This window comes from Streptomyces sp. NPDC091376 (assembly GCF_044757085.1).
GTDB lineage: Bacteria > Actinomycetota > Actinomycetes > Streptomycetales > Streptomycetaceae > Streptomyces > Streptomyces pratisoli.
The window spans coordinates 93778-109484 of the sequence record NZ_JBIVUF010000007.1; the positions used below are offsets into that span (position 1 = coordinate 93778).

Consider the following 15707-nt stretch of genomic DNA (forward strand, 5'->3'; position numbering starts at 1 on the left):
GACGCTTTCGACAGACCCAACGCCGTTCGACTTCGAAATCAGTGAGATTCGGGACCTAGAACAACGAATTTCATTGCGGACGGGTTGCGGGATCGACGACTCCGGTGCACAGTGTGCTCGTGGCCAGTCGAAGCACGGACTCCAGGACCGGGAGCGGATCGTCCCCGACGATCGATGCAGTCTCCCTGGCGATCATCGAACAGCTGCAGGAGGACGGGCGCCGTCCCTACGCCGCGATAGGCAAGGCCGTGGGCCTTTCCGAGGCGGCGGTCCGACAGCGCGTCCAGAAGCTGCTCGATCAAGGCGTGATGCAGATCGTCGCCGTCACCGACCCACTCACCGTGGGTCTGCGACGCCAGGCGATGGTCGGGATCAACGTCGAGGGCGATCTGGACCCGGTGGCCGACGCGCTGACTGCCATGTCGGAGTGCGAGTACGTCGTCATGACGGCGGGCTCGTTCGACCTGATGGTGGAGATCGTCTGCGAGGACGACGACCACCTGCTTGAAGTGATCAACCGGCGCATCCGCACCCTCCCCGGCGTGCGCTCCACCGAGAGCTTCGTCTACCTCAAGCTCAAGAAGCAGACCTACATGTGGGGAACCCGATAGCCGTGAGCAAGGACCTCTCCAAGACCGCCTACGACCACCTGTGGATGCACTTCACCCGCATGTCGTCGTACGAGAACTCACCCGTGCCCACCATCGTGCGTGGTGAGGGCACCTACATCTACGACGACAAGGGCAAGCGCTACCTCGACGGGCTCGCCGGTCTGTTCGTGGTCCAGGCGGGCCACGGCCGCAGGGAACTGGCCGAGGTGGCCGCCAAGCAGGCCCAGGAGCTCGCGTTCTTCCCCGTGTGGTCGTACGCCCACCCGATGGCCGTCGAGCTGGCCGAGCGTCTCGCGAACGAAGCCCCCGGCGACCTGAACAAGGTCTTCTTCACCACGGGTGGCGGCGAGGCGGTCGAGACGGCCTGGAAGCTGGCCAAGCAGTACTTCAAGCTGGTCGGCAAGCCGACCAAGTACAAGGTCATCTCCCGTGCCGTCGCCTACCACGGCACCCCGCAGGGCGCCCTGTCCATCACCGGCCTGCCGGGCCTGAAGGCCCCGTTCGAGCCGCTGGTGCCCGGTGCGCACAAGGTGCCCAACACCAACATCTACCGCGCCCCGCTGCACGGCGACGACCCCGAGGCCTTCGGCCGCTGGGCCGCCGACCAGATCGAGCAGCAGATCCTCTTCGAGGGCGCCGACACCGTCGCCGCGGTCTTCCTGGAGCCCGTGCAGAACGCCGGCGGCTGCTTCCCGCCGCCCCCCGGATACTTCCAGCGGGTCCGCGAGATCTGCGACCAGTACGACGTGCTGCTCGTCTCCGACGAGGTCATCTGCGCCTTCGGCCGCCTCGGCAAGACGTTCGCCTGCGACAAGTTCGGCTACGTGCCGGACATGATCACCTGCGCGAAGGGCATGACGTCGGGCTACTCACCGATCGGCGCCTGCATCGTCTCCGACCGGCTCGCCGAGCCGTTCTACAAGGGCGACAACACCTTCCTGCACGGCTACACCTTCGGCGGCCACCCGGTCTCCGCCGCCGTCGGCGTCGCCAACCTCGACCTGTTCGAGCGCGAGAAGCTCAACCAGCACGTCCTCGACAACGAGGGCGCGTTCCTCTCGACGCTGCAGAAGCTGCACGACCTGCCGATCGTCGGCGACGTCCGCGGCAACGGCTTCTTCTACGGCATCGAGCTGGTGAAGGACAAGCACACGAAGGAGTCCTTCAACGAGGAGGAGACCGAGCGCGTCCTGTACGGCTTCCTCTCCAAGGCGCTGTTCGACGCCGGTCTGTACTGCCGCGCCGACGACCGCGGTGACCCGGTCGTCCAGCTCGCCCCGCCGCTGATCTCCACCCAGGAGACGTTCGACGAGATCGAGCAGATCCTGCGCTCCGTCCTCAGCGAGGCCTGGACGAAGCTGTAGGCGCGAACGGCGGAGCGGACACCGGCGCACGCCGTCCGATCGTCGGCTTTTACGCGGCCCGGATGCACCCCTTCGAGTGAGAAGGGAAGCATCCGGGCCGCGTGCTGTCCGTACACCCGGCTCGCAGTACCTACGGTGCTGTGACCGATCGGCCTTGAGGTCGTTCGCCCGTACGGGGGAACGGAACCAACGGATCTGAACCGAGGTGTACGCCATGGTGGTCCCGCCGGACAACGATGTGCTCTGGGCGCGCTCCCTGAACCACGCCTACCGCGGCTCGCCCGCCCTCTGCGGAGTCTCCCTCGGCGTGCGCGAGGGAGAGATCCTCGCCGTGAACGGCCCCCGCGGCAGCGGGAAGACGACCCTGCTGCGCTGTCTGTCGGGCCAGCTCGTCGCACAGCAGGGCGAGGTCTGGTTCAACAGCAGCCCCGTCCACACCATGGGTCCGCTGGTCCGCGAGCGGCTGCGGCGCGACCGCTTCGGCTGGATCGGCCCGGACCCCCAACTGGTGCCCGAACTGACGGCCTGGGAGAACGCGGCCCTGCCGCTGCTGCTGCGCGGTTCCTCGCACCGCAAGGCCAGGACCGCCGCCCTGGAGTGGCTGGAGCGGCTCGACATCGGCGGCTGCGCGCGCAAGCGCCCCCGCGCGCTGCTGCAGTCGCAGCGGCAGCGGATCGCCCTCGCCCGCGCGCTCGCCATCACGCCCGCGGTGCTCTTCGCCGACGAGCCGACCGCCTCGCTCCACAGCACGGACCGCGCCCAGGTGCTGCGCACGCTCACCACCGCGGCCCGCTCGCATCGCATCACCGTCGTGCTCGCCACCCATGACGAGGAGGTCGCGACGCTCGCCGACCGCGCGGTGTCGCTGATCGACGGCCGGCGCGTGAACCCGGCGAACGGCACGGAGGCGGAAGGCCGGGCCGCGTGCTCGCTCTCCGTCTAGCCCGCGGTGCCCATCCCCTGGTCCTGCTGCGCCGGCTGATGGTCGCGGCGGCCTCCGCGGGAGTCGGCTTCCTTCTGCTGTGCACCCTGTCCTACGCGGTGGCCGGCCCGCATCCGACCGACCCGGCACTGCTGCGGCTGGCGTGGTGTCTCGCGCCGCTCGCCGCGACCGTCCAGTTCGCCGTCGCCGTGGCGCGCACGGACCCGGGCGCGAGGCCCCGGCAGGGGCTGTCCGCGGTGGGTCTGGGACCGGTGCGGCTGACCGCGCTGGCCGCCGCGTCGACGGCCGTGTCCTGCACCCTCGGCAGCATGGTGGCGCTGCTGTTCTTCCTGCATCTGCGGGGCGATCTGACCGGGATGCCGTTCGACGGGGACGCCGCCGAACTGCTCGCCGCGGGACAGCCGTTGCCCCTGGGCGCCGTGCTCCTGCTCCTCGCGCTCGTACCGGTCGTGGGAGCCGGGGCGGCGGCGCTCGCGCTGCGCCCGCGCCGTTCGGCCTGGGGCGAGGGCGTCGATGACGACGAGCCCGAACCGGCCTTCGAGGCCCCGCCCGGCGGACTTCCCTGGGGCGTCGCACTGACGGCCGTGGGAGCCGCGGTCGAGGCGTACGCGGGCCGGGGCACCGGCGGCGGAGGCGGCACACCGGCCGGCGTGCTCGCCGGCTGGACCCTCACCGCCGTGGGCCTCGCCATGGCGGGCCCCGGCATCGCCCACGTGTGCGGGCGCGTTCTGCAGTCCCTGCACCCCGGGGCCGTCCGGCTGCTCGCCGGGCGTGCCCTGATGGACGACGCGCGCCGCATCGGACGTCCGCTCGGGGTCGTCAGCGCGGTGGTGTCCGCCCTGATCGCGGCCTCCGCGCTCGCCGGGGAACGGCCCCAGCCGTTCGGCCCGCTGACCGGGCTCGGCGCGGCACTCGTCGTGGCCTGCACCGTCGCGGCGCTGCTCACCTCGGCCCTGGAGGCCAAGCACGCCCGTGCCACGACTCGGGAGGGCCTCCTCGATCTCGGCGCCCCGGCGGGCCTCCTGCGCGCGACCGTCGCGCTCCGGGCGGTGGTGCTGCTGGCGGTCTTCGCCCCGATCACCTGGGCGGTCGCGGAACTCGCCGCGCTGCCGCTGCGGCGCTGACCCGGGCACGGCGGCCCCGGGCGCGGGGCCTATCGTGAGCGCATGGTGGACGCTAAGAGGCCGCGGTTGGGGTCGTCGTTCGACGACGACCGGGAGATCGAGACGCTGGAGGAGTTCGACCAGGTCGTCACACGACGCGGCAGCCTCGCGGGACACCGTGTCCAGTCCGTCGACCTGACCGGACGCACCTTCGCACTGCTCTCGGCCGACACCACGGGCGCGATGTTCCTCGGCTGCGCCATGGAGCCCGACGCCGCGGCCAAGGTCCGCACGGACGGTGCGCTCGTCTTCCCGCCGATACCGGACCTGCCGTTCGATCCGTACCGCGGTCTGCTGTACTCCCCCGACGAGTTGTTCGACGGGCTCGCCGACGGCGGCTACGAGATCACCTGCGACGCACTCACCTACGAGTGGTTCCAGGAGACCAAGGCCGACCGGGACATCTACGCCTCGATGCTCCGGGCCCTGCACGACGACGCGGTCTCGGACGCCCTCGACGAACTGCTGAACGGCGTTCCCGTGGTCGGTGTGATGGGCGGTCACGCGATGGGCCGCGGCACGGAGGCGTACGCCGGAGCCGCCCGGCTCGGTCGCGCCCTGGCCCGTACCGGACTGACCGTCGCCACCGGTGGCGGCCCCGGCGCGATGGAGGCGGCGAACCTCGGCGCGTACGCCGCCCCGCACCCCGACCCGATGCTCGACGAGGCACTCGAACTCCTCGCCAAGGCCCCCTCGTTCACCCCGTCCGTCACGGACTGGGCGGCGGTGGCCTTCGAGGTGCGCTCCCGCTGGCCGCGGGGCGGCGACTCGATCGGCATCCCCACCTGGTTCTACGGCCACGAGCCGCCCAACCCGTTCGCCGGGCACATCGCCAAGTACTTCGCCAACGCCACCCGTGAGGACGGGCTCCTCTCCCGCTGCACCGCCGGCGTCGTCTTCCTGCCGGGCGCGGCGGGCACGGTCCAGGAGATCTTCGACAACGCGACCCCGAACTACTACGAGTCGCGTGGCGAGCCGACCCCGATGGTCCTGGTCGACCGCGCCCACTGGACGGAGAAGCTCCCGGCCTGGCCGCTCCTGCGGGCCCTGGCCGACAGCCGCTCCATGGACGCCCGCATCACTCTGGTGGATTCGGTGGACGAGGTGCCGCAGGCGCTGGCGCGGCTCACGTCGGCAGGGCAGTCCGCCTGACGGTGTCGGTCCGTCCGAAGGATCCGCCCGCAGGACCGTCGTGAGTCCGACTCAAGGACCATCCTGAAGGCCGGCTGAAGAGGAAAGGCAACTTCCGCACCGAAACCGACGTCTGGCAGTCGGAACGAACAGGACCGACCAGACGTGAACGGAGCTTTTGGTGCTCATAGGACTGCTGACCGCCGTGGCGGCATCCATCTGTTACGGCACGGGCTCCGTCCTCCAGGCCGTGGGCTCGCGCAAGTCGGCCCGCCGGGAGGCTGCCGCCGGCAGTGTCACCCAGCACGGCGGGCCGAGTCTCTCCTCGACCGCCAAGGCGGCGATGACCTGGGAGTTCATCGTCGGCACGATCCTCGACTTCGTGGGGTTCGGGCTGGGCGCGCTCGCGGCGCGGCTGCTGCCGCTCTTCCTGTCGCAGACCGTGATCAGCGCCAATCTGGTGATCACGGCGGTGCTGGCCGTCAAGCTGCTCGGGATCCGGCTCAACCGCGCGGAGTGGACGTCGATCGCCGTGGTCTGCTCCGCGCTGGTGCTGCTGGCGACCGCGGCGGGCCCGGAAGGCAGCGGCCACACGCCGATCTCCACGCACTGGTGGCTGCTGGCGGTCTCGCTGCTGCTGATGGTGGGCGGCACCGTCGTCGTACGTCTTCTGGGAGCACGGGCCGCCATCCTGGCCGGTCTGCTGTCCGGCCTCGGGTTCGGCGCACTCGGCGTCGGGGTGCGCGTGCTGAACGGCATCGACCCGTTCGACCTGGGCGCCCTGCTGTCCGACCCGGCGCTCTACGCGATCCTGGTGGCCGGGATCGGCGGAATGTATCTGCACACCATCGCCCTGCAGATCGGCTCGGTCAACGGCGCCACGGCTGCGCTGGTCGTCGGAGAGACCGTCCTGCCGGGCATGATCGGAGTGCTGTGGCTGGGCGACTCCTCACGGCCCGGGTTCGCCTGGGCGGCGATCACCGGGTTCGTGCTCGCGGTCGCGGGCGCCGTCGCGGTGGCGTGGTTCGGCGACCCGGAAGGACACGGCGGCGAGGCCGGTACGCCGGGACCGGCACCCGTGGAGCCCGGGGCGGCCGGAGCCGGTGTCGAGCCTGTCGGGGGTGTGAGGGCGGCGGCGTGAAGGCCGGACGGGGCGGGCGTCCGTACGCGTACGGACGCCCGGTCAGCCGGCGGTCGGCGCCAGCACCACCACGTCCTCCGCGGCGAAACCCGCTCCGACCTCCGCCCCCACCTCAGGCGCGTCCTTCAGCCCGCATTCGGCCTCCAGCGGCGGCGCTCCGGAGGGCCTCAGCCGTACGGCGACATGGTGGCCGCGGAAGGTCAGCGACTCGACCACGCACCGCAGCCCCGCGTCCGGCGGACCGAGCCGTACCGCCGCAGGCCGCACCAACAGCCGGCACGCGCCCTGAGGAGCACCCGCCGGGACGGGGATCCTCCCCCAGGAAGTCTCCGCCGTCACCCCGGTCACCGTCGCCGGGACCACATTGTCGAAGCCGAGGAAACGGGCGACGAACTCGGAAGCGGGCCGCTGCCACACCTCGCGCGGCGTTCCGCTCTGGGCGATCCGCCCGTCCCGCATGACCACGACCCGGTCGGCGAGCGCGAAGGCCTCCCCCTGGTCATGAGTGACGGCGAGCACCGTCGTACCCAACCGGCCGAAGACGTCGCGCAGTTCGACGACCAGCCGTTCCCTGAGCGTACGGTCGAGCTGGCCGAGCGGTTCGTCGAGCATCAGCAGCCGTGGCCGTGGCGCGAGGGCGCGGGCGAGGGCGACCCGCTGCTGTTCACCGCCGGAGAGGGCGGCGACGGCCCGCTTCGCGGCGCCCGGAAGGCCGACCAGTTCCAGCAACTCCTCGACACGACGCCGCTGTTCGGCCTTCGGTACGCCATGCATGCGCAGGCCGAACGCGACGTTGCCCGCGACGTCGCGCTGCGGGAAGAGCTGGTGGTCCTGGAACATCAGGCCGACCCCGCGCCGGTGCACCGGCACTCCGGTCTGGTCGGCTCCGCCGAGCAGAACCCGGCCGCCGTCGAGGTGCCGCAGCCCGGCGACGGCCCGCAGCAGCGTCGACTTGCCACTGCCGCTCGGCCCCAGCACGCACACGATCTCGTGGTCGGCGACCTCCAGATCCACCGCGTCCAGCGCCGTCCGCCTGCCGAACCGTACGGTCGCGTCCTCGATCGTCAGCATCAGAACTCCCCGGCGGAACGGTCGGGACGGAGCCGGTCGAGCAGCAGCAGGGCCGCCGCGCAGACCAGCATGAGGATGGTCGAAAGGGCCATCGCCTGGCCGTAGTTGAGCTCACCCGGGCGGCCCAGGAGGCGCGCCACGGCGACCGGGAGCGTCGGGTTGTCGGGCCGGGCGATGAAGACGGTGGCGCCGAACTCACCGAGCGAGACGGCGAAGGCGAAGCCTGCGGCGACGAGCAGCGCCCGGCGCACCAGCGGCAGATCGACCTCGCGCCAGGCCCGCAGCGGCGAGGCGCCGAGGACGGCCGCGGCTTCGCGCAGCCGTACGTCGACGGCCCGCAGCACCGGCAGCATGGTCCGTACGACGAAGGGCACCCCCACCAGGGCCTGGGCCAGCGGCACCAGGATCCAGGAGGTGCGCAGATCGAGCGGCGGCTCATTGAGAGTGATGAGGAATCCGAAGCCGACGGTGACGGCGGAGACTCCGAGCGGCAGCATCAGCAGCGCGTCGAAGCCCCTGACCAGCCGGCCCGCCCTCCGGGTGAGGGCGGCGGCCGCGAGACCGCCGATGACGAGCGCGATGGCGGTGGCGGCGAGTGCGTACTGGAGGGAGTTCCCGACGGCTTCGAGCGGAGGTACGAGGAAGGTGCCGCCGCTCGCCTCCGCCGACCGCAGGGCCTCGTAGAAGGTGAAACCGTAGCCGCCGGGCCCGTCCCCCTCGGCGAGCGACCGCTCGACCAGGACGGCGAGCGGCGCAAGGATCAGCAGGACGACGGTGGTCAGGACGGCCGCGAGCAGGGCCCATTGGCCCGCGCCGCGTGGCCGGTGCGCCGTGTGTGCGGGGTCGACGAGCCGCAGCGCGGTCTCCCGTCGCCGCACGGTCCAGGCGTGGACGGCGAGGATCGCGCCGACCGCCGCGAACTGCACGAGCGTCAGCACGGCGGCCGTCGACAGGTCGAGGACCTGGGCGGTCTGCCGGTAGATCTCCACCTCGAGCGTGGCGAACGCCGGTCCGCCGAGGATCTGGACGACGCCGAAGGAGGTGAAGGTGAAGAGGAACACCATCAGCGCGGCGGCGGCCACGGCCGGGGTCAGCGCGGGCAGGGTGACACGCCGCCAGGCCGCGAAACGGCCCGCGCCGAGGACGCGTGCGGCCTCCTCCTGGCGCGGGTCGAGCTGTGCCCACAGGCCGCCCACGGTCCGTACGACGACGGCGTAGTTGAAGAAGACATGGGCGAGCAGGATCGCCCAGACGGTCGTGTCGAGGCGTACGCCCCACAGCTCGTCGAGCAGTCCGCCGCGGCCGACGAGGGCCAGGAAGGCGGTGCCGACCACGACCGTCGGCAGGACGAACGGCACGGTGACGACCGCCCGCAGCAACCGCTTCCCGGGAAAGTCGAAGCGGGCGAACACATACGCGCCGGGAAGGGCGATCAGCAGGGTGAGCCCGGTGGAGGCGAGCGCCTGCCAGGCGGTGAACCAGAGGACGTCGAGGATGTCGGACCGGCCCAGGACCTCGCCGATGCGGCCCAACCGCCAGGCGCCGTCCGCCTGGAGCCCGCGGCCGACGATCGCGGTCACGGGGTAGGCGAAGAAGAGCGCGAAGAACGCGACGGGCACGGCCATCAGCGCGAGCCGGGTCGCGCTCCCGCGCAGGGACGCGGACCCGCGCGCGGAGGTCCTCCCGCGCGGGTCGGCGTCACCACCGGGTGATTCGGCTACTTCAGGACGAGTGAGGACCACGACTGGATCCACTGGTCACGGTTGTCGGCGATCTTCTCCGGAGTCATGGTCCGCGGCTCGGCCACCACTTCACCGAACTCGGTGAACAGCGCGGGGAGCTTCGCGTCCCCCACCACCGGGTTGACGAACATGTTGAGCGGCATGTCCTCCTGGAACTTCTTGCTGATCAGGAAGTCCAGCAGCGCCTTTCCGCCGGCCTCGTTCTTCGCACCCGTGAGCAGGCCGGCGGCCTCGGTCTGGCGGAAGCAGGTGCCGGTGGAGACCCCGGTGGGAGCCTCCTTGGGCTGCGGCTTGGCATACAGCACCTCGACCGGCGGGCTGGAGGCGTACGAGACGACGAGCGGCCGGTCGCCCTTGGCCGCCTTGCCGCCGGCGGAGCCGGAGAACTCCTGGTTGTAGGCGAGCTCCCAGCTGTCGACGACCTTCACGCCGTTGGCCCGCAGCTTCTTCCAGTAGTCCTGCCAGCCGTCGTCGCCGTAGGCGCTGGCGGTCCCGAGGAGGAAACCGAGGCCGGGCGAGGAGCGCTCGGCGTTCTCGACGACGAGGAGGTTCTTGTAGGCGGGCTTGATCAGGTCGTCGAGCGTCCGCGGCGGGGCGAGCTTCTTGTCGGCGAAGTACTTCTTGTCGTAGTTGACGCAGATGTCGCCGGTGTCGACGGGCGTGACCCGGTGCTCGCCGCCGTCGAGCTGCACGGCCTCGGGGATCCGGTCCAGGCCCTTGGCCTCGTACGGCGTGAAGAGGCCGTTGTCGAGGGCCCGCGAGAGGGTGGTGTTGTCGACCCCGAAGAACACGTCGCCCTGCGGGGATCCCTTGGTGAGGATCTCCTTGTTGAGCGCCTCGACCGCGTCGCCGCTCTTCAGCACCTTGACCGTGTAGCCGGTCTGCTTCGTGAACTCCTTCAGCACCGCCGGGGAGGCGTTGAACGAGTCGTGGCTGACGAGCGTCACGGTCTTGGAACCGCTTCCGGCCCCCTGACCGGCGGAGTCGTCCTTGGACTCCCCGCCGCAGGCCGCGAGCGTACTGACGCCGAGGGCGGCGGCCAGCACGGTGACCGTGATCTTCTTGGTGGTGCTCACTGAGATTCCTCCTGGGCATGACCAGGAAGAGACGCGGCCCTGCCCGTCTCCGGATCGGACATCCGGAGACGGGCAGGGCGCAACAGCTTGAGTCTCGTCCGAACTTCCTACCCAGAATGACCTGGGCGAGGTTCAGAGGGTCTGCGGCCTTGACGGTTGCCGCACTCTCAGCGCTGTGGCGCTCCCCTGTCGGAATATGAAGATGTTTCGAGCCTAGATTACATGGGCCCTTCGGGCGGGCTGCTAGCGCTCGGAGGCCGCGAGCTGTCCGCAGGCTCCGTCGATCTCCTGGCCCCGGGTGTCCCGGACGGTCACCGGCACGCCATGGGCGGCGATCGCCTCGACGAAGGCCTTCTCGTCCTCGGGACGGGAGGCCGTCCACTTCGAGCCCGGCGTGGGGTTGAGCGGGATCAGGTTGACGTGCACCCGCTTGCCCTTGAGGAGACGGCCGAGCAGGTCACCGCGCCATGCCTGGTCGTTGATGTCGCGGATCAGGGCGTACTCGATGGAGATGCGGCGGCCGGACTTCTCCGCGTACTCCCATGCGGCGTCCAGGACCTCCCGCACCTTCCAGCGCGTGTTGACCGGGACGAGGGTGTCGCGCAGCTCGTCGTCCGGGGCGTGCAGCGAGACGGCGAGCCTGCACTTGAAGCCCTCGTCGGCGAAGCGCAGCATCGCCGGGACCAGGCCGACGGTGGAGACGGTGATTCCTCGCTGGGAGAGGCCGAGCCCGTCCGGCTCGGGGTCGGTGAGCCGGCGGACGGCGCCGACGACCCGCTTGTAGTTGGCCAGGGGCTCGCCCATGCCCATGAACACGATGTTGGACAGGCGCGCCGGGCCTCCGGGGACCTCTCCGTCGCGCAGGGCGCGCATGCCGTCGACGATCTGGTGCACGATCTCGGCGGTGGACAGGTTGCGGTCGAGCCCGGCCTGGCCCGTGGCGCAGAACGGGCAGTTCATTCCGCAGCCGGCCTGCGAGGAGATGCACATCGTGACCCGGTCCGGATAGCGCATCAGCACGGATTCGACGAGCGTGCCGTCGTGGAGCCGCCACAACGTCTTGCGGGTGGTGTCGTCGTCGCAGGAGATGTGCCGGACGACGGACATCAGATCGGGCAGCAGCTCCGACGCGAGCCGCTCACGCGCGGCCGCGGGGATGTCGGTCCACTGGGCGGGGTCGTGGGCGTACCGCGCGAAGTAGTGCTGCGACAGCTGCTTCGCGCGGAACGGCTTCTCGCCGATGGCGGCGACAGCGTCCTTGCGCTCTGCGGGCGACAGGTCGGCGAGGTGCCGCGGGGGCTTCTTGGCTCCGCGGGGGGCGACGAAAGTGAGTTCTCCGGGCTTAGGCATGGCCGTACCAGTGTCGCAGATCCACTCGCCCGGCCCAGGCCCTCATCTGCGCGCAGTGGTCGCATGGGCCGGCTCCGGCCGTCCGGCCCTCCTGCGACGGCCCGCGTACGGCCAGGACCTGAGCCGTCCCATCGAGCGTCCACGCAGGTCAGAGACTGGTCCTGGGTTCTTCGCAGCGGGCGTCCGTCCGGGGCGATCAGGCAGGATCGGCGGCCGCGCTCTCCGCTGAATAGCACACGCCGCACGTCAGTCGTCTGGCTTTGGGCCTGGGCGGGGGGTTGGGCACACCGGGCACCGGATCGCTGGTGACATGCAGATGCGTGCGGCACATCCCGGCACCGCATCGGGCGCACGTGGCTACAGCGACAGCCTGAACCGGTCGGAGCGCGTCAGTGGCGCAGTCATAGCAATGCATGGCGACCGCCCTTCCGAACTGTTGAGCCTTCCCATACCGCTGGCCGGCGAGAAGGCGCAGGAGGGCGATGACGCCCCCCCCGTCACGGCGCCGGCCGACGAAGCTTCGGTGTACCCAGAGTTGAGCATCATCACTGGTAGGGAGGCCTCAGAAGCCGCCCTTCCAGCGTGCCTCCGGCATGGCCGGTGCGCATTCCGAAGGAACGGGACGAGGCAGCGGTGACCGTCAGGTCAGGGGCGGCAGCGCCTCGTAGACGCCGGCGAGCGCCGCAGGGGTGTCGGTGCCGTCGTCGACCGCGGTGTGGCCGTCGTGGACCACGACGCGGGTGAGGCCGTCCATGACGGGTGGCCCGGTGGGGCGGGACGGCAGGCGGGAGAAGTCCACGTCGTCCAGGGCGGCGCGCAGGGCGGCCAGGCCTGCCGGGGTCATCCGGCCGGGGCGGTCGGGGGACCGGGGTGCCACGCGAAGGAAGCGGCCGTCCTCGTACACGACGAGGGAGTTGTGCCGGCCGTCGATGCCGCCGCTCTCGGTGAACGTGAGGAGCACGGAGTGCGGGTCGGGCGTGGTCGCCGGGTCCGACGTCGGGCCGGGCGCGGGTGTGCCGGGCAGGGGTGTGCCGGCGGTGGCGGCCGGTGCCGACGAGCTGGACCTGGTGGCGGGCCGGGGTTCCGCGGCGTCGCCACCGTCCGTCACACAGCTCGTCATGGTCATGAGTACGGCCAGCAGTCCCGCTCCGCGGACGATCCGCCTCAGCATGCTCAACCCCCTGTCGCCCCGGCTCCGACTACTCCGGCTACTCCGGCCCAGCATGGAGGCGCGGGGTCCTCGAGGACAGTCCCTCGAACCGCCGAGGCACGACCGGCGGGGGCCATGGCGGTCGGTCGGAGACGGTGGGAGGCGACGGAACTGCCTCCCGAGGAGAACGAGAAAGGGCCCACCGTCCCGTGGACGACGAGCCCCTGCTCCGGAAATCCCCGCTCAGCCGGCGCCGACGAACACCACGAAGAGCAGCCACACCACCGGCGCCGTCGGCAGCAGCGAGTCCAGCCGGTCCATGATGCCGCCGTGGCCGGGCAGCAGCGTGCCCATGTCCTTGATGCCCAGGTCCCGCTTGATCATCGACTCGCCCAGGTCGCCCAGGGTCGCGCTGACGGCGACCGCGAGCCCGAGGAGCAGGCCCTGCCACCAGGTGCCGCCGTCGATCAGAAGCGGCATGCACAGGGCACCCGCCGCCATCCCGAACGCCACCGCTCCGACAAGACCCTCGCGGGTCTTTCCGGGGCTGATGCGCGGGGCGAGCTTGCGCTTGCCGAAACGCCAGCCGATCGCGTACGCGCCGGTGTCGCTGACGACTGTCAGCAGGAGGAAGGTGAAGACACGCTGGGGGCCGTCGTCGGCGGTGAGCATCATCGCCACGAACGTGGCCAGGAACGGCACGTAGAACGCGGCGAACAGCCCGGCCGTGACGTCCTTGAGGTAGCCCTCGGGCGGTTCGGTCATCCGCCAGCCGAGCACCGCGAGCCCGGTGAGGGCCATGGCCACCCAGGCGCCCTCGGCCCCTCGCACATAGCCGGCCACGACCATCGCCGCACCGCCCACCGCGAGCGGTACCAGGGGCGCCTTGATGCCCTTGCGCTCCTGAAGGCGGGAGGTGAGCTCCCAGAGGCCGACGACCACGGCGACCGCGATCACGCCCACGAACACGGCCTTGACGACGAACAGCGCGGCGATGATCACCGCTCCGAGCCCGACGCCGACCCCTATCGCAGCACGAAGATCGCGGCCGGCGCGCTTCTTCTGCGGCGGCTGCGACGGCTGGGAAGCCGCAGGCGGCGGGGGGCTGGGCATGGGCTCCTGCGGCATCTCGTCACGGAACAGGGGGCCACTCGGCCGAGCGGCCCCCCGGTCGCGGTTTTCGCGGTCCTCAGCGTCTCTACCTGCGTCGGGATCGTCCGGCACGATGGGCATGGGCCGAGTCTGCTGGGCGACAAGCTCATCGTATGCGGGACCCGCCGGGGCAGCCCCCTGGTCGGGCGGGCCCCAGTAGCCGGCGCTCGGCGGGGCCCCCCAGGAAGAGTCGTTCATCAGACCTCGAGCAGCTCGGCTTCCTTGTGCTTGAGCAGCTCGTCCACCTGCGCGACGTACTTCGCGGTGGTGTCGTCGAGCTCCTTCTCCGCACGACGGCCCTCGTCCTCGCCGACCTCGCCGTCCTTGATCAGCTTGTCGATGGCCTCCTTGGCCTTGCGGCGCACGGAGCGGATCGAGATCCGGGAGTCCTCGGCCTTGCCCTTGGCGACCTTGATGAACTCACGGCGGCGCTCCTCGGTGAGCTCGGGGAACACCACCCGGATGATGTTGCCGTCGTTGCTGGGGTTGACGCCCAGGTCGGAGTCCCGGATCGCCTGCTCGATGTTGCGCAGCGCGCTCTTGTCGAACGGCGTCACCACGGCCATGCGCGGCTCCGGCACCGAGAAGGAGGCGAGCTGGTTGATCGGCGTCAGCGCGCCGTAGTAGTCGGCCACGATCTTGTTGAACATCGCCGGGTGCGCACGCCCGGTGCGGATCGCGGCGAAGTCCTCCTTGGCGACCAGGACGGCCTTCTCCATCTTCTCCTCGGCCTCGAGGAGGGTCTCTTCGATCACCACTTGCTCCTGCGTGTCTTGGTGGGCCCGGCGTGTACGGGTGACGATCCGGTTCACGGATGCGCGTGGCGAACCGCGTTGCGGGTCCGCTCCACGATTCCGTGTCCCGATTTCGCGTCACGAGTACGAGGCCGGAGAAAACTTGGCGGCGCGTCTTTCCTGCACGGTGTCCGACCGGCAGGGCTTTGTCCATCCCGGAGGGTGGCGCCCAGGGTCAGGCCCGGGTGCCCTGGTCGCTCACGAGCGTGCCGATCTTCTCACCCCGGACCGCCCGCGCGATATTGCCTGCGGCGAGCAGTTCGAAGACGAGGATCGGCAGATTGTTGTCGCGGCAGAGCGTGATGGCGGTGGCGTCGGCGACCTTCAGGTTGCGGGCGAGCACCTCCCCGTACTCCAGCGCGTCGAACTTCACGGCGTCCGGGTTGGCCTTCGGGTCCGAGTCGTACACCCCGTCGACCCCGTTCTTGCCCATGAGCAGGGCTTCGGCGTCGATCTCGAGGGCGCGCTGGGCCGCGGTGGTGTCGGTGGAGAAGTAGGGCATGCCCATACCGGCGCCGAAGATGACGACGCGGCCCTTCTCCAGGTGGCGCACCGCCCGCAGCGGAATGTACGGCTCCGCGACCTGGCCCATGGTGATGGCCGTCTGGACGCGGGAGTCGATCCCCTCCTTCTCCAGGAAGTCCTGGAGGGCGAGGCAGTTCATGACCGTACCGAGCATGCCCATGTAGTCGGACCGTGCCCGGTCCATGCCGCGCACCTGGAGTTCGGCGCCGCGGAAGAAGTTGCCGCCGCCGATGACGACCGCGATCTCCGCGCCGTCACGGACGACCGCGGCGATCTCCCGTGCGATGGCGTGTACGACGTCGGGGTCGACGCCCAGGCCACCGCCGCCGGAGAAGGCTTCCCCGGACAGCTTCAGCATGAAGCGGCCGGCTTTCTGGCCGGTGTGGTCGCTCTTGTCGTCGGCAGCCGGATTGGCGTCCGCGCCCTTGTTCATGGAGATCTCCTCGTGCACATACGAAGAAGGCCATTGCCGGTGGGTGCTGGTGTCCCTGCGG

15 protein-coding genes and 1 riboswitch are annotated in these 15707 nt (G+C 70.7%); of the genes, 6 read left to right on the forward strand and 9 right to left on the reverse strand.

The features are described 5' to 3' along the window. Positions 1-119: 119 nt before the first annotated feature. The 6 genes from ACIQMR_RS16830 (at position 120) to ACIQMR_RS16855 (ending at position 6353) form a co-directional block, all read left to right on the forward strand. Complete coding sequence (locus tag ACIQMR_RS16830; RefSeq protein ID WP_262007703.1) at positions 120-611, forward strand: Lrp/AsnC family transcriptional regulator; 492 nt, start codon at positions 120-122, stop codon at positions 609-611. Further along, a complete protein-coding gene (locus ACIQMR_RS16835) occupies positions 596-1975 on the forward strand; it encodes an aspartate aminotransferase family protein (protein ID WP_266383911.1) in 1380 nt (459 codons plus the stop codon). Before ACIQMR_RS16830 ends, ACIQMR_RS16835 begins: the two co-directional genes overlap by 16 nt. A gap of 214 nt (positions 1976-2189) precedes the next feature. After that, positions 2190-2918, forward strand: a complete 729-nt coding sequence (locus tag ACIQMR_RS16840; RefSeq protein ID WP_385478905.1) for an ABC transporter ATP-binding protein — start codon at positions 2190-2192, stop codon at positions 2916-2918. Then, a complete protein-coding gene (locus ACIQMR_RS16845; RefSeq protein WP_401387133.1) occupies positions 2900-4042 on the forward strand; it encodes a hypothetical protein in 1143 nt (380 codons plus the stop codon). The genes ACIQMR_RS16840 and ACIQMR_RS16845 overlap by 19 nt, the downstream gene beginning before the upstream one ends. A 42-nt stretch (positions 4043-4084) precedes the next feature. Next, a complete protein-coding gene (locus tag ACIQMR_RS16850) occupies positions 4085-5233 on the forward strand; it encodes an LOG family protein (protein WP_401387136.1) in 1149 nt (382 codons plus the stop codon). A 160-nt stretch (positions 5234-5393) separates the two neighbouring features. Continuing rightward, the gene (locus tag ACIQMR_RS16855) at positions 5394-6353 is read left to right on the forward strand and encodes a hypothetical protein (RefSeq protein ID WP_401387139.1); all 960 of its coding nucleotides are present in this window, start codon (positions 5394-5396) and stop codon (positions 6351-6353) included. Positions 6354-6395: 42 nt separating this feature from the next. Here ACIQMR_RS16855 and ACIQMR_RS16860 read toward each other — a convergent pair whose 3' ends face one another. The 9 genes from ACIQMR_RS16860 to pyrH all read right to left on the reverse strand — a co-directional run bounded on the left by ACIQMR_RS16860 (position 6396) and on the right by pyrH (position 15646). Next, positions 6396-7424: an ABC transporter ATP-binding protein gene (locus tag ACIQMR_RS16860; RefSeq protein WP_401387141.1), complete on the reverse strand. Its 1029-nt coding sequence runs from the start codon at positions 7422-7424 to the stop codon at positions 6396-6398. Next, complete coding sequence (locus ACIQMR_RS16865) at positions 7424-9049, reverse strand: ABC transporter permease (protein ID WP_401387143.1); 1626 nt, start codon at positions 9047-9049, stop codon at positions 7424-7426. The genes ACIQMR_RS16860 and ACIQMR_RS16865 overlap by 1 nt, the downstream gene beginning before the upstream one ends. Positions 9050-9141: 92 nt before the next feature. Continuing rightward, on the reverse strand, positions 9142-10242 hold the full coding sequence (locus ACIQMR_RS16870; RefSeq protein WP_401387145.1) for a thiamine ABC transporter substrate binding subunit: 1101 nt from the start codon (positions 10240-10242) through the stop codon (positions 9142-9144). Positions 10243-10328: 86 nt separating this feature from the next. After that, a riboswitch (TPP riboswitch) is annotated at positions 10329-10440 on the reverse strand. A gap of 45 nt (positions 10441-10485) precedes the next feature. Next, positions 10486-11592 carry a 23S rRNA (adenine(2503)-C(2))-methyltransferase RlmN gene (gene rlmN, locus ACIQMR_RS16875; protein WP_266383889.1) on the reverse strand — a complete coding sequence of 369 codons (1107 nt, stop codon included), beginning with the start codon at positions 11590-11592 and terminating at the stop codon, positions 10486-10488. A 196-nt stretch (positions 11593-11788) separates the two neighbouring features. Next, positions 11789-12007 (reverse strand): DUF2180 family protein, encoded by a 219-nt coding sequence (locus tag ACIQMR_RS16880; RefSeq protein ID WP_401387148.1) that lies wholly within the window; start codon positions 12005-12007, stop codon positions 11789-11791. A gap of 225 nt (positions 12008-12232) precedes the next feature. Next, complete coding sequence (locus tag ACIQMR_RS16885; RefSeq protein ID WP_401387151.1) at positions 12233-12763, reverse strand: hypothetical protein; 531 nt, start codon at positions 12761-12763, stop codon at positions 12233-12235. Between the two features lie 222 nt (positions 12764-12985). Next, positions 12986-14092, reverse strand: coding sequence for a phosphatidate cytidylyltransferase (locus ACIQMR_RS16890; RefSeq protein ID WP_401387154.1), 1107 nt, complete (start codon positions 14090-14092; stop codon positions 12986-12988). Further along, a complete protein-coding gene (gene frr, locus ACIQMR_RS16895; protein ID WP_266383881.1) occupies positions 14092-14649 on the reverse strand; it encodes a ribosome recycling factor in 558 nt (185 codons plus the stop codon). Before frr ends, ACIQMR_RS16890 begins: the two co-directional genes overlap by 1 nt. A gap of 214 nt (positions 14650-14863) precedes the next feature. After that, entirely contained in the window at positions 14864-15646 is a 783-nt protein-coding gene (gene pyrH / locus ACIQMR_RS16900; protein ID WP_358668978.1) for a UMP kinase, read from the reverse strand. Positions 15647-15707 lie beyond the last annotated feature (61 nt).